Genomic DNA, 14422 nt, shown 5'->3' with positions numbered 1-14422 from the left:
ACTGTCGAATTTTAAATGGGGTATCTAAAATTTCATTATATTGGAATTTCCATTATATCGGAATTTCCTTCATTATATAGTTATCTATTGCAATTGTCAATACGATTCTAAAAAACGGGTTCTTTAAATGCCAAAAACCAGGCCTGTAAAAAATAAATATTTTTCACGGACCTGGCCAGTCAGCAGCTAACTGCAAACAGCAGAATAAAACAAAAAGGCTGCCTCAAAACTGAAGCAGCCTGAAACTGATCTTATCTTCTTTTTTGACTTTCTTTTAATTTCTTCTGGCAGTCCGGGCACAGACCATAGAAATAGAACTGGTGCCCCCTCACATCAAAGCCGGTCTCTTCCGCGACCATGCGTTCCACTGCATCTGCTTCCAGATGGGAAACATCACATACTTTATCGCACTTGGTGCAGCGAATATGAGGATGCTCGGAAATATTGGCATCATAGCGGTAACTGTCCTCGCCCGTATTGAGCACCTGAATAACGCCCAATCTCCTGAAAATTTCAACGGACTTATAGACAGTAGCAAAGCTCATCGTCGGATACTGCTGGCGAATCGTCTCATAAATCATTTCGGCTGTCGGGTGCTCGGTCGTATGTGCCAGCATATCATACACGACCAAACGCTGCGGAGTCACCTTACATCCATTGCTCCTCAGAATACTAGAAAGCTCTTCAGCGGTATACATAACCCTATCCCTCCCTTAACATCTTACCGGGAATGGTAATATTAAAAATAATCGTTTTCTACTTATAATCATATATAATATTTGGTTCTTCACGTTTTTTTCGGGAGTATACCTCTTACGGTCGGAATTGAGAGGTAGCGAATTAACGTGAAAAAGTACTCATCATCTCTGTATCCGTACGCTCTTCTTTTGGCCACTTTAATCTTGTTGTTGAAACCCTCAAGCTTCCCTGTGTTTATCGGGTACAGGGCATGGTTCACCAGACCGTCTATCCTTGGCAGCTTAATCTTAGCAAACCTAACCAGGGCCGGAATCCCGCTGCCTAGTGCAGCTTTAAACCAGCGCTTCCATCCTGCAAGAGCCTTGTCATAGTCCCTTAATTCATAGAGGGCTACCATCTCTTCCTTCATGGAATAACATATTGCCAGATCCTCGTGCTCTGCAAAGATGGCCTGCAACGCTTCTTTGCTCTTAGGATTCAGCCTATCTTCATTGGTGAGTAACGGCCAGCGGACTTTCTTCAATGTGCGGTAGTTCTTCTTTTCCTCGGATATCCGCTCTTTCAAAGCCGGCTTGTCTTCAGCACTTGCGTCTTTTAATGCTTCTTGCATGTCGTTGGCTTTATCCCTATGCATTCTGGCCTCATCAAGTCTTACTACACCTAATACTTCCTTCCCAAATTGAGCCTGCATGTGGTAACGATCATACACGACCTTAGCTTGCGGCAGATGTTCTTGTACCAGCTTGTTGTAGGAAGCGTTCATGTCCATGGCGACTGCCTTGACCTCTGTCAGCTTTGTCTGATCATATTCCTTGAAGAAATGCTCGAAGTCAGCTATCGCCCGACCTCTGCCGACCCAGAGAATATAACCTGTCGCTAAATCCATGACGCAAGTGGCATAGGTGTGTCCCTTATGGATAGCAAACTCATCGATGGCCAGGAAACGGGGCTTGTAAGAGGTCAGCTCCAATTCCATTTCATATTTATCGAGAGATTCATCCATGAGCTGTTTGTGGACATAGCGAATCGTGCTCCAGTGAATTCCTGACATCTTAGCAATTGCATTGGCAGGGATTCCATTACGAAGCAGCGTCTCAATCCAAAGGGAAGCCCTCATGGTAATGCGAGTTCCGGGATATTTAAAAGGAATAGGTTCAGTGATCGTTGCATGGCAGCAGGAGCAACGGAAACGATGCCCTTCAAAGCGGATCATCCTGGTATGCTCAGGATACGCAGGGAAGCTTTTCAAGTAGGTGGAAAATGGTTCGTAGGAATACATTTTCTGACCGCATTTGGGACAACGGAAGTCGGTATATTTCTTTTCACTGCAAACAACTATTTCCTGGCTGTCATCAAAAGGGTCTTCTGGCATGAAGACATTGTAAAAGACATCTTGACATTCTGCATTATTTTGAATAGTGTAATTAGTAAAGGACATTTTCTCCTCCCAAGGTATGGTTTCGTCGCTTATATTTTGGAGGAGTTAATGTCCTTTTTCAATAGTCAAATGTCTTTTAGTCCACAAATTTCCGTGAAGAACCTAATATTTTTCAAAAGTCAACTGAATTTTTTTGAAACTTATACCAATAATCATTGATTAAGTAAAATTGATGATTTTTTATTATATCTTATCGAGCTATTCGTTCTTGTTTGAAAGACTGCCGATACATTCTTGACAAATTTAAGATAAAAAGTGTGAATAAAAATACACAGTACTTCTTACGAACTGACTCTTATCAATCCGCAGGAAGCACTGTGTTCCTTCAAATTGTGGACGAATTACTTATGCTGCGCAAAAATCCATTCCCGGATTTCAGGAATTTGATAAGCAAACGACCAAGTATACATATGATTTCCGCCTTTGAATACCGTGTAGTTAATCGGCGCCCCTTCACGAATCAGCGCGTCTACCTTCTTGTCCAGAACAGCAGGAGAAGCTGTGCTGTCCCAGAATTCCGTATTACGCGCTACCTTCGTGCCGGCCTTTTCCCACATTGACGTGGCCGCGTTCATTCCCGGGAATGCTTTCGTATCCCCTTCGCAGACCGTAATCCAGAGCTTCTTATCTTTAAGCGCCATCATCTCATTCGTGTTCCACTGGCAGGCCACCAGGTACTGGGCTGCAAAGAGGTCCGGATAACGGTCACTGATGGCAATGTTGGCCATGCCGCCCTGGGATTGTCCGGTACCATACACGCGGTCTTTATCCACACTATAAGTATCGAGCATGTCATAAAGGAAATCTTTCACGAGTTCAAGGCCCGGCGTCCATACATTATCGTCCGTCGTCATCATTCCCAGCTTGTTGACCAGGGAATCCGTGTACTGCGGTGCCACGACAATGCAGGGATGCATCCTCTGGAACTCAGGATCGGTCCAGACGATAGCACCGTTTCCCTGATAAAGGGGCGTCGTCAAATCATTATTATTGCCGCTCATATCAACGCCAAAGTATACCAGCGGATACTTTTTCGAAGAATCATAGTTTTTTGGAAGGAAAAGATTGTACGGCAGCTGAATTCCCGTTTTAGGATCGTTGTAAACTTGCTGCGTAAAACGAGAAAGATCAGGTTCCAGGGTGCGCGAGGAGCTGAGAGGTTCAGTCATAACAGGCGCTGCTTCCCCTTTGGTATTTTCGACTGTGCCTACCTGCTGCACAGCGATGGAAAGGTCAGGAGCCATGCGGTCCGAATGAGAAATGGTTTTACCGGAACCGGGATCACCACCGCCGCGGCGAGGCGGTTTCTTGCCAAGGGGATTCATGGAAACGGTATTTTCTTGTTTAAACTTCAGTACAACGTACTTTCCGGGAGCCTTCCTTGCGGACATAGCAGGAATGGAATTTACGGAAACAGCCTCGATCTTTTTCCCTGCCACTTCATAATCTGCTGCATCCACCGTAGCGGGATCAATCGGTTCGGAATACAGTACAGCTGCTTCAGAGACCTTTTCACCGTCACCGAAAACCCGTGCTATCCCAATGACATCGAGTGCCTTCGGTGCCGCAGAAACTCCTGCCGGGAAAACAGCAGACAGGCCGATCATGACGGGCAGTACAGCTTTAAGGGCAGCACTTAAATAAGATTTTTTACCTTTATTCACACGCATAACGAAACCTCCTTATGATAACTTCGTCTGTATTGTAGCAGATTTGAGAAAATTTCATAAGGAGAAATTTGAGGAAAGAAAGTTAGTGAGTAGAAATTAGTGATTAGTGCCGCAGTGCGGGCAGTTCGTTAGTTTATCTTAAGACAGATAGCAGGCTGATGGCTGCATATAGTTTTGGGTATCTTCTTCAGCAGAATAGTACGGCCTGACGGCTGGAATAAAGTAAAAATAAAGAATGCTCCCGGCAATTGGCTTTTGCATCCTTCAAAGTCATCCTAACCCTGGGGTTAACACAGCATAACATATCGAGCCTTCCGTCATCCCATTTCCAGTCCTAAAATGAAAATATCAAACAGAGGCAACTCATTGAAAAAGAGAGAATCCCTGTGAGGGGATGTCATATTATAAAGGGAGTGATTGATAATGAATCATCGTAAACTCATTCTTATAATAGCCTTAGCCATCTCGCTGCTGTCACCATCTGCAATAGCAGCACCACAAACCATCCATCAGGTCGATCCTGAATATCGGGCAGCGATTCCCTACCTCACTCTGAATTTGACCAGTGATGAAGACGTACAGGCGGAAGACAAGGTCCATCTCACAACAGAAGACCGCGCAGTCCATCCTTCTATCCTTACGGTTGACGATTTGGAACTGCGGATCTATCGTCCGCAGCAAGCACAGACAGACAAGCTGCCTATTATCTATTATTCGCATGGCGGCGGGTATCTGATGCGGCGCGCCTACTATCATTCTGCTTCCTATCAAAAAATGGCTGACCGGCTGCAGGCTGCCATAGTGACTCCCAAATATCGTACATCAATGGAAGCGCCATTCCCGGCGGCCGTCGAAGATGCGTATAAAGGACTGCGGTATTTTTATGACAAAAGCGAGCAGCTCGGACTTGACAAGAATCGAATCATCATCATGGGTAACAGTGCCGGAGGCGGACTTACGGCAGCTATGGCATTCTATAATCGTGACCATGATGCAATTCCTTTAAAAGGACAGGTTCTGGTTTATCCGATGCTGGATGATCGGACCGGCAGCAAAGATGATCCGTACAAGTCACCGAACACGGGTGAAATTTTATGGAATCCGGAAACGAATGTCTTTGCCTGGCAAAAGCTCCGCGGCGGCAAAACGATTCCATCAGACCAGGTTGGCTATTTCTCGCCCATTCGTGCGCAGCGCCTCGACCATCTGCCGCCGGCTCTGATTTATGTCGGTGATCTGGACCTTTTTGTCAATGAAGACATCGCGTATGCAAACAGACTGATTGAAAATGGCATTACAACGGAACTCCATGTCATTCCCGGACTTTATCACGGATTCGATAATGCAGCGCCGAATGCAGAAAAAACCAATGCATTTTGGCAAACGGTCACCCATTTCACAACGGCCTTATTAAGTAAGTGAAGTACTGATAAAATAAGAAATAAGCAAAGCCTCGGGCGTCCTGGAAAAGGTTCGTCCGAGGCCTTACAGGATATTCGGCAGATTGCTGCGCCCTAGGACAATTAAAATGGAAACTAAACCCATTTTTTAACATTTAGCCTGACTGTAAGAGCTTGTTTTTGTATGTTCAAAAAAATTGCCACGGCAATTTTTTTCCAGCGGCGACCAGCGACCTGCGGCCAGCGGCCAGCGAAACAGTGCTGTGAGAGAACATGCCTCACAGCACTGTTTTTATACTTATTTCTCCACTTTTCCCTTGTAGCTGCGGATTCTATCCAGCGTTTTTACATCGAGCGATCCGGTTTCCCTGAAGGACGCAACTGTATCACTCATGACCTCATAGTTTAATTTTGTTCCCACGCTGTCTCCCTGATAATCGGCGGCATGGTCTGCCTTGATGCCAAAGCCTTCAGCCGTCTCCTCGGCATCAATATTGGCACCGAGGAAGATAAATTCCCAGCCGTACTTTTCCTGTCGTTCCTTGATCATCTTCCGAATGCGGTGCGGTGAATATTCACAACTGGAATTTTCCATTCCGTCAGTAATGATGACAAAAAGCACGTTATCCGCACGATAGTCTTTTGCTGTGTGCTTTTGCACGGCACTGATTTTGTGAATCGTCGTTCCGATGGCGTCAAGGAGCGCCGTACCGCCGCCCACGGTATAATCCTTTTCTGTCAGCGGTTCGATAGCTCTGATATCGATGCGGTCATGCAAAATTTGGTTCGACTGGTTAAAGAGTACCGTCGTCACCGTGCAGGTGCCATCAACTTTTTTCTGCTTCTCAAGCATCGTATTGTAGCCGCCAATCGTGTCAGATTCCAAACCACCCATGGACCCGGATTTGTCGAGGATAAAAACCAATTCAGTCTTGTTGCTCATAGTATCTGCCTCCTTATTTGACTCTATCTTAACTGGTTTCAGAGGCAGAATGGTCGCTTTGAAGGCGACAAGTGATAAATGCCGCTGGTCTCACGTCGCAGGTCGCCAGTCGCCAGAGGATGAAAAATTGCTGCTGCAATTTAGCTTTAAATGAATAAAATAGTCTTTAATTTAATATTTCAGTTGTAATCTACATCAAGAATCCGCCAATAAAATGCCCACACGATTGTACTACCCACTACACCACTATCCCCTGGCCACTCTGTCGAAAGTGAAACTAAATGCGTTTTTGTAGCCTTCAAGCTATCTGCAGCTAATGGCTAAATGCTATCGGCAGCCTGCTTATGAAGAAAGATAGCGAACTTACCAAAAAAGATATGCTTACACCGGAAGACCTCATCGATAAACCTCTTATCCTCTCAGAACAATCAATCCGCAATGGAACGATTGAAAAATGGTTTCACAAAAATCTTTCCAATTTGACAATTACGGGAACATACTCCCTCATCAATAACGGAATCAAAATGGTTCTGGGCGGTATGGGGAATGTTCTTACCTTTAAAGATTTATCTCCGATAAATCCAGATGAACTTATTTTTCGTCCCCTTTCACCGCAGCTTACCGAGCCGAGTTATCTTATCTGGAAAAAGTACCGTTATCTCTCGGCTCCTGCCCGCCTCTTTTTACAGGAATTTAAAAAGAGACTCGGAGAAAATGAATAAATAAAAATTAACAAAGCCCGTTCCTGACTAAGGCCAGAAACGGGCTTTGTAATGCAGTCTGCATTACCCTACATTTCCCAACAATGGCTGGTCAAACTTAAACAATACCTCATTGATGGTAAAAATATCATAGTTCCGGTTTACGATAAAATACTGCAAAATCACGTCAAATTTGATGCTGTCAGAGAGCGTATATCCTGCCTTTGCGAGCAGTGCATCCGTTTCGGGAAGCGTAAGTTCCAGTGCGACAGCAAGTGCCAGAATGGTCTTTTTGCTCGGCATATACCCTTTTCCCTTGCGAATCTTGGAAAAAAGTTTGCGGTCAATATTTGCTTTCTTATAGACATCGGAATCTTTCATTTTTTTCTGATCAATCAGGCGCAGGAGAGCCTGGTTAAAGGGCTCATCTAGATGTTCAAGCTGTTCCAGGAGACTCTTATCCTCAGGAAGTGCTCCGGTTTCGTGAGTGACATCCAGCCCTCGATTTTCAATCATCAATGCGTTGATTTCGATATCCCGGCGACGATTGAGCGGAGGCTCGTGCGTCTTCACATAATGCTCATCGATGAAGCTCTGAACATCACCCATGAGAGACTCACTGATAATAAAGGAATCCTTATCATAAATGACTAAATAGACATCCATCTCATAGAGCTCAAGGAACTGCTTGATTTCAGATACAGCAATCTGCAGCGCCTCCGCCTTAGGATATCCGAAAAGACCAGTTGAAATCAGCGGAAACGCAATGCTCTTCAGATGCTGCCTCAGTGCAAGCTGAAGCGCAGCTTCATAGGCGGACCGGAGCGCTTTTTCACACTGAGCGGAATGAAGCCGGTTGTACACAGGCCCTGCCGTATGAATAATATATTTTGCCGGCAAATGAAATCCCGGTGTGATGACGGCATCTCCGATACGAATAGGTCCCAACTTAGCGCAGGCTTCCTGGAGTGCCTTGGTACCGGCAGCCTTAAAGATGCTGCCGCAGGTACCGCCGCCCATGGAAAGATCTTTATTGGCCGAATTCACAATGGCGTCGACTTTCATCTGTGTAATATCTTGTCTAAGGATGGTAAACGGCACGATAATCCCCCACTTTTCTTACTGATATATTTTTATTGTAACATGGAAAGGATGGGTATGGTGGGTGGAAAATAGGATAAGAAAATTGCGGCAGACAGCAGACAGCGAAAAGCTGTGGCGTTTCGCGCAAAAAGAAGAAAACTATCCTCCGCCACTTCGTGGCCCTTCCTTCCGACTGCGTGGAAAGAGATTGCAGATGATAGCCAAACCTTCGGTTTGACTGAATTAAAGCTTTGGTCGCCTTCGGCAACTGGCCTGCGGCAGCGTGGTACGGCTGAATGCGAAAAAGGGCCTGTCGCTTTTTGCGGCAGGCCCTTGATTCTTCCATCAAAATGCAGGAACAATGGATCCTTTGTATTTTTCTTCAATGAACTTCTTTACGTCGTCAGTCAGCAGCGCTTTTTTCAGCTTTTGGATTTCAGGACGGTTTTCATCGCCTTTTCTGACAGCGATGACGTTAGCATAAGGAGAATCTTTCGGTTCGATGAAGATTGCATCCTTGGTCGGGTTCAGCTTTGCTTCCAGTGCAAAGTTGGAGTTGATGACGGCAAGGTCAACATCGTCCAGGGTACGCGGCAGCATAGCAGCTTCAGCTTCCTGAATCTTGATGTTCTTCGGATTTTCGGTCACATCATTTACCGTAGCAGCGATGCCAATACCTTCCTTCAGTTTAATCAGGCCGGCTTTTTCAAGAATGTTGAGAGCACGTCCGCCGTTGGTCGGATCGTTAGGAATAGCCACTACAGCGCCATCCTTGACATCTTTAATATCTTTGATGCGCTTGGAATATACACCCATCGGTTCGATATGTACCTTGCACAGAGCGACGAGGTTCAGTTTCCGATCTTCACAGAACTTCTTCAGATACGGTTCATGCTGGAAGAAGTTGGCATCCAGTTCCTTGTCGTTCAGGCTCAGGTTCGGCTTCACATAATCGGTGAATTCCACGACCTGCAGATCCACGCCGTCTTTAGCCAGGGCATCTTTGATGTGGTTCAGGATTTCCGCGTGCGGTACCGGTGTTGCACCGACTTTCAGGACTGCTTTCTTGTCCCCGCTGGCAGCCTTCGAATCCTTGTTGTCGCCGCCGCAGCCGGCCGTGAGACCAGCAAGGGCGAGCACTGCCAAAAAGCATGCAATCAATTTTTTCATAATGAGACTCTCCTTTTTTATTTTAATTTTTTAATGAACTATGCATCAATGACTTTGCCCGGGTTCAGGATCAGTTTCGGATCCATGGCGCGCTTAATGGTCTTCATGACATTGAGTTCGCTGCTCGGCGTAAATTCTTCCATATATCTCAGTTTCTTGGCGCCAATGCCATGTTCCCCGGCCAGTCTGCCACCGACGGAATACGCATAAGCATATACCTGCTGATGGAATTCCTCGACGTTCTTTTCCCATTCCTCATCGGTCATATTGGTCTTGCACAATACAATATGCATGTTGCCGTCGCCGATATGGGCATTGATTTTAGCCTGGAAGGGATAATTTTCACTGATTTCCATAATTTTTTCTATAGTGGAAGCAATCTTATGAACCGGTACCACGACATCATCTGTCAGGAATACCTTGCTGATGAGTTCGCACGAAGGCTGGCAGCTGCGGCGCATGTTCCAGACGCGTTCATCTGCTTCGAGGACATCAACGGCACCCGATTCTTCACAGATGTCACTGACCGTTTCCATCTTGCTGTCGAGCTCGTCTTCCCGGAAAGTTTCCACTGTAATGATGACGTAAATACCATCCTCATAATGAGGCATATTATCATATTTACAGTAATCTGCGCAACCACGAACATAGGAATTATCCATATATTCCACGCTCGTCGGATTGATTCCGGCCTTGAGCAGCTTCGGCACCATGTGGAGGGCCTTATGAGGATCCGTGTAGATTGCCAGCACATCAAAGCGGTACGGAGGCAGTGGCACCAATTTGACCGTCACTTTCGTAATGATGCCGAGCGTCCCTTCGCTGCCTATGATGAGCTGCTCCAGATCATAACCGGTAGAACACTTTTTCAGGATGCTGCCGCACTGTACGATTTCACCGGTCGGTGAAACCATTTCCAGGCAATAAACCTGGTCACGCGTCACCCCGTAACGAACGGCTTCCAGGCCACCTGCATTCGTAGCCAGATTGGCTCCAATCATGCAGCTTTCCGCACTGGAAGGGTCGCCTGCATACAGAAGGCCGTGTTTGTGGGCTTCCTTCTGCAGGTCAATCGTACGGACACCGGCTTCCACCGTCATGTACATGCCTTCCTCGTTCAGCTCCAGAATCTTATTGAGCCGTTCCATGCTGAGAACGATACCGCCGCAGACCGGAATCGCACCGTCTGCCAGGCTCGTACCGCCGCTGCGAACCGTAATCGGGAAATCATACTCATTAGCGAGTTTGACAATCGCCGCAATTTCTTCGGCATTTCCCGGAATGACGGCCGCCTCAGGCATGTGAAACATCGCCGGATTGGTTTCATAATCCGTCTGATACTGCACGAGGATATCCTTGTCAGTTTTTACATGGCTGGGACCGACAATGGCCTTAAGCTTTTCGACCACTTCATCCGTTACTGGTTGATACGTTTTCATGGATACAGTCACCTTCGTTAAAAATTAAAAATAATGTATGATACTAGTTTCGCAGAATCTTAGAATGCAGGAACAATGGTTCCCTTGAAATGATCCTGGACAAATTTCTTGATCGGGTCGGATTGGTAAACAGCAAGCACTTTTTTATAATCTTCGTTGTTTTCATCGCCTTCACGGACGGCCAGGACGCAGGCGTACGGAGATTCCTTGGATTCTACCAGGAGAGAATCCTTCACCGGGTTCAGGCCGGCAGGAATGGCATAGTTGGTGTTGACACAGGCCACATCGGAATCATCCAGGCTGCGGGCAATCTGAGCGGCATCCAGTTCGATGAACTGCAGATGTTTCGGATTTTCTACGATATCGGCCGGCGTAGCTTCGATGGAATCGCCATTCTTCAATTTAATCAGCCCGGCTTGCTGAATCAGGAGAAGACCGCGGGCCCCGTTGGTCGGATCGTTAGGAATCGTAACCTTGGCACCGTCTTCGACGTCCTTCAGGGATTTATATTTGTGGGAATATACAGCCATCGGCATCAAAATGGTCTTGCCGATGGATTTCAGCTTGAGACCCTGTTTTTTGACAATGTTGTCAAGATAAGGCTGATGCTGGTAAGAGTTCATGTCGAGGTCCTTATCGGAAAGAGCCTTATCGGGCTGAACAAAATCGTTAAATTCAACGACTTTAATCGTGATGCCCTGCTTAGCGGCTTCCTTGGCCACTTCTTCCATGACTTCTGCGTGAGGACCGGCGGTTACGCCGACCTTGATTTCCTTCTTGGCTCCTGCACTCTTATCTGCAGAGGAAGAACCGCATCCCAGAATGGAAAGGCAGGAAGCAGCGATCAAAGCACCCGTGACGAAGATTCTCAGTTTGTTTCTCATGACAAAATCAATTCCTTTCTTTTCTTCCCTCACAAAGAAAAAAGCCGTCAACAGATGACGGCTTCAAACGCTAAATACGTTCATCTGTCGGTTAATACCGTTGGACTTGGCACCTATCCCTTTTAAGGGGGTTGCCGCAGTGTCATCGGGCCAATCCCTCGACTGCTCTTGATGAAGGAAATATGTAGTTGATGTTTCAGATAGTACGACTGTTTTCCAAAAATGTCAAGAAGATAATCAAAATATTTTTTAAGAAGAAAGAAATTTAGAAAAACTGTAAATAAATGAACAAGATGACAACTAAATGTCATCTGTCTGCCCACAAGTTGACGACCTTAAGCACAGAAAGATTGACTACTCCCTAGCCCGTAGCTTCTTTCCCGAAATAATGACGAATCGCAAATGGGACGGCAAAATTGAGCATCAGCACACGGATCAACTGATACGTCAGGATGATTGCAACATTCTGATTCATCTCCAGTCCGGCAAGGCACATCTCCGTAATGCCTCCGGGTGCCACTGCCAGAAACGCTGTAATGGAGGAAAAATGATAAAGTCTTGAAATGATGACAGCCACGGCTGCACTCGTTGCGACCATAAGCACCGAACCAATCAGCACGTTCGGAATGAGAACACGCGTCCGAAGCAGTTTCTCACGGCCCAGCATCATGCCGATGTAAAGCCCGATATTCAGCTGTGCAAACGCCATGACAGGCGGCGGCACAGGAGGCGTATGACCGAAAAATGTAGCAAAGATGGCCGTAAGAAGAATCGGACCCAGCAGATTTCCTGTCGGCATATGAATCTTTTTGGCAATGAACTGACCGGCAACAGCCAGGGGAATCATCACGAGCCAGCCCGTATGAAAGACCTTCATAAAATCAGAAACTGCCGTCGCGGCAAGCCCCATGGAAGCGGCTTTCGTAATTGTCCCGCCAAACAGGTTAATGGCAAGGAAAGGCACACTCACCTCAACGACGAAAAGCCGCAGACACTGTGACACAACAACGACATTTTCGTCAGCATCCCGGTACTCTTCCATGAGGAGCGTCATCTGCGTCATACCGCCGGGCATGCAGCCCATAATGCTGCTTAAGAGATTGGCAAAAGTATGACGGTGCATATAAATGGCTACCAGGACGGAAACAAAAAGAGTACTCAGACACGCGCCGAAAATACCAATCGTTTCCTGACTCAGTTTGACAAACGTTTCGAACGTACAATTGCTGCCGATGCCGTACCCGGCCACGCCCAGCATAGCATTGCGCAGTTTAACCGGCCAGGAAAGGGAATTATCGCGAAAAGTCTTGAAGGAGAACGCTGAAATAATCCCGCCCAGCATGTACGGGATGGGGATTCCCAGTTGCCGCAGCACATAGCCGATGAGCGCCGCAGTAATGAACACGAGCAAACGTTTTTGCATGTCACTTCTCCCCTCTGAAATGAGTTATGGAATCATTATATATGAAACGGTGGGAGAATGAAAGAGTTGGAAAAGCAGCAGATAGCAGTTAGCAGATAGCTAAGAGCTGATGTCAACCGGCTGATAGGCAATAAAGAGGCGATAAAAATAAATGACAGTAGCAATGTATTCATGAAGTTAGATGCCCTGGCGTAGTACTGACTGCGGAAAGCGAATAATTCTTTTCCTTCTTTTCCGGATTGTAGTAAAATAAGAAGAAACAGCTTACATTCTTTGTGCCAAGTTAATCAAGGAGGTATTTGGAATGAAGATGAATCTTGCAAGGAAGAAATTAGTTTCTACCGTTATGGCAGGAATACTTGGTATTGGGATTTCCTTTACGACTATGCCGGTCCCGGAGGCCCATGCCGATTTTATAGGTGCCATTCTTGCCGGTGTGCAGGGAGCGGCCGCCTACGCTCAGGTCGATAAGGCGCTGGACCACTACAATAATACCGAAGAAGGCCGCCAGGAACTCCTGAAAACCTACAAGGAAAAACTCGGTGTCAATTATGACGGAAACCTCAACGGACAGCTTTCGACAATGATGGATAACCTTACCGGTGCTATCGGATCTGTAGATAATACCATCTATCAGAAACCGTATCTTTATTTCATCAACAACGATACAAGTTTTAACGCTTTCTGCAGTATGGGACATGTCATGAGTGTCAATACGGGTATGTATTCCATGACGACCAATCCCGATGAAATTGCGGTTGTACTACTCCACGAAATGGGGCACGGCCAGAAAGATCACGTCGTCTCGGCAGCCCGCAAGAAGATGCGTCTTGCCGTTGCAGCGGGTGTCATCAGCGGCGCAGCAGGCAGCAGTTTGACGGATTATCTGCTGAACATCCTCGTTAACCAAATCGATAGTGTCCAGATTACAAAATCCGATGAATGGGAAGCGGACAACCTGTCTCTCACCTATCTGCTCCACTCTGATTATAACCCTGGTGCGTCGGCCGCTATGTGGCAGCGCGTCATGGATCGTACCAAGAGCTCAAACAGCAGCGCCATCCGCGAAGTCTTCTCTCCTTCCGACCACCCGACCAATAAACAGCGCCGCGATAACTACGCCAAACGCTTGTCCGACCTGACCGGCGGTGATGTCAAGGATGACGACGGCGTGATTAAAATCGGCGGTAAAGAGTTTGTTACGCCGGCAGCAAGCGGCGATATGTCGGCTAAAGAACGCTCCTATTTCGTAATGGGCAACCTCGTAAGAGCTTATCGGAATCACCAGAACCAGCAGCCTGCAACTTCTGACGGTTCTACGGTTTACCTCGGGAACCAGGCTATTATGACGAGCGTCAACGGTGACCCCGATGCGAATACACTGGCTCAGAGACTCAACTCCTTAAAGAGCAGCAAGTCTTTCACCGTCCCTGATAGAGAAGTAGAACTTGAAGCAGACGCTAAGCCGAAGAAATGAGATTCGCCGGTCGCGTGTCGCAGGTCGCCTGTCGCACTGTAGGTGACAAACCGCAAGCGGTTTGCAGTGAAAAATAACTAAAAATCGGGTCCTTC

At 46.7% G+C, this 14422-nt stretch carries 12 protein-coding genes and 1 riboswitch; of the genes, 3 read left to right on the top strand and 9 right to left on the bottom strand.

Annotation, left to right across the window (positions count from 1 at the left end; translation table 11 throughout):
* Positions 1-251: 251 nt before the first annotated feature.
* The 3 genes from LKE33_08730 to LKE33_08720 form a co-directional block, all read right to left on the bottom strand.
* On the bottom strand, positions 252-698 hold the full coding sequence (locus LKE33_08730) for a transcriptional repressor (protein ID MCH3950997.1): 447 nt from the start codon (positions 696-698) through the stop codon (positions 252-254).
* A gap of 89 nt (positions 699-787) precedes the next feature.
* Positions 788-2137, bottom strand: a complete 1350-nt coding sequence (locus LKE33_08725) for an ISL3 family transposase (GenBank protein MCH3950996.1) — start codon at positions 2135-2137, stop codon at positions 788-790.
* Between the two features lie 341 nt (positions 2138-2478).
* Positions 2479-3807, bottom strand: coding sequence for a hypothetical protein (locus LKE33_08720; protein MCH3950995.1), 1329 nt, complete (start codon positions 3805-3807; stop codon positions 2479-2481).
* Between the two features lie 423 nt (positions 3808-4230).
* Here LKE33_08720 and LKE33_08715 point away from each other — a divergent pair, with 423 nt between their 5' ends.
* On the top strand, positions 4231-5229 hold the full coding sequence (locus LKE33_08715; GenBank protein MCH3950994.1) for an alpha/beta hydrolase: 999 nt from the start codon (positions 4231-4233) through the stop codon (positions 5227-5229).
* 276 nt (positions 5230-5505) lie between these two features.
* On the opposite strand, the gene LKE33_08710 is transcribed toward LKE33_08715, so the two are convergent.
* Positions 5506-6150, bottom strand: coding sequence for a VWA domain-containing protein (locus tag LKE33_08710; protein MCH3950993.1), 645 nt, complete (start codon positions 6148-6150; stop codon positions 5506-5508).
* A gap of 344 nt (positions 6151-6494) precedes the next feature.
* On the opposite strand from LKE33_08710, the gene LKE33_08705 reads away from it, so the two are divergent.
* Positions 6495-6872, top strand: coding sequence for a substrate-binding domain-containing protein (locus tag LKE33_08705; protein ID MCH3950992.1), 378 nt, complete (start codon positions 6495-6497; stop codon positions 6870-6872).
* A gap of 63 nt (positions 6873-6935) precedes the next feature.
* Here the strand turns inward: LKE33_08705 and LKE33_08700 are convergent, their stop codons facing one another.
* The 5 genes from LKE33_08700 to LKE33_08680 all read right to left on the bottom strand — a co-directional run bounded on the left by LKE33_08700 (position 6936) and on the right by LKE33_08680 (position 12850).
* Positions 6936-7952 carry a macro domain-containing protein gene (locus LKE33_08700; GenBank protein ID MCH3950991.1) on the bottom strand — a complete coding sequence of 339 codons (1017 nt, stop codon included), beginning with the start codon at positions 7950-7952 and terminating at the stop codon, positions 6936-6938.
* A 327-nt stretch (positions 7953-8279) separates the two neighbouring features.
* Positions 8280-9104 carry a MetQ/NlpA family ABC transporter substrate-binding protein gene (locus LKE33_08695; GenBank protein ID MCH3950990.1) on the bottom strand — a complete coding sequence of 275 codons (825 nt, stop codon included), beginning with the start codon at positions 9102-9104 and terminating at the stop codon, positions 8280-8282.
* Between the two features lie 38 nt (positions 9105-9142).
* Positions 9143-10543 (bottom strand): FAD-binding oxidoreductase, encoded by a 1401-nt coding sequence (locus tag LKE33_08690; GenBank protein ID MCH3950989.1) that lies wholly within the window; start codon positions 10541-10543, stop codon positions 9143-9145.
* Positions 10544-10602: 59 nt separating this feature from the next.
* A complete protein-coding gene (locus LKE33_08685) occupies positions 10603-11427 on the bottom strand; it encodes a MetQ/NlpA family ABC transporter substrate-binding protein (GenBank protein ID MCH3950988.1) in 825 nt (274 codons plus the stop codon).
* A gap of 77 nt (positions 11428-11504) precedes the next feature.
* A riboswitch (SAM riboswitch) is annotated at positions 11505-11605 on the bottom strand.
* 183 nt (positions 11606-11788) lie between these two features.
* Complete coding sequence (locus tag LKE33_08680) at positions 11789-12850, bottom strand: AbrB family transcriptional regulator (GenBank protein ID MCH3950987.1); 1062 nt, start codon at positions 12848-12850, stop codon at positions 11789-11791.
* Positions 12851-13154: 304 nt separating this feature from the next.
* On the opposite strand from LKE33_08680, the gene LKE33_08675 reads away from it, so the two are divergent.
* On the top strand, positions 13155-14327 hold the full coding sequence (locus LKE33_08675) for a M48 family metallopeptidase (GenBank protein MCH3950986.1): 1173 nt from the start codon (positions 13155-13157) through the stop codon (positions 14325-14327).
* Positions 14328-14422 lie beyond the last annotated feature (95 nt).

Origin of the sequence: Acidaminococcus sp., assembly GCA_022482815.1 — a bacterium.
Taxonomy (GTDB): Bacteria; Bacillota; Negativicutes; order Acidaminococcales; family Acidaminococcaceae; genus Acidaminococcus.
The sequence above is the reverse complement of the archived record's forward strand: the minus strand, read 5'-3'. Positions and strand labels throughout refer to the sequence as shown.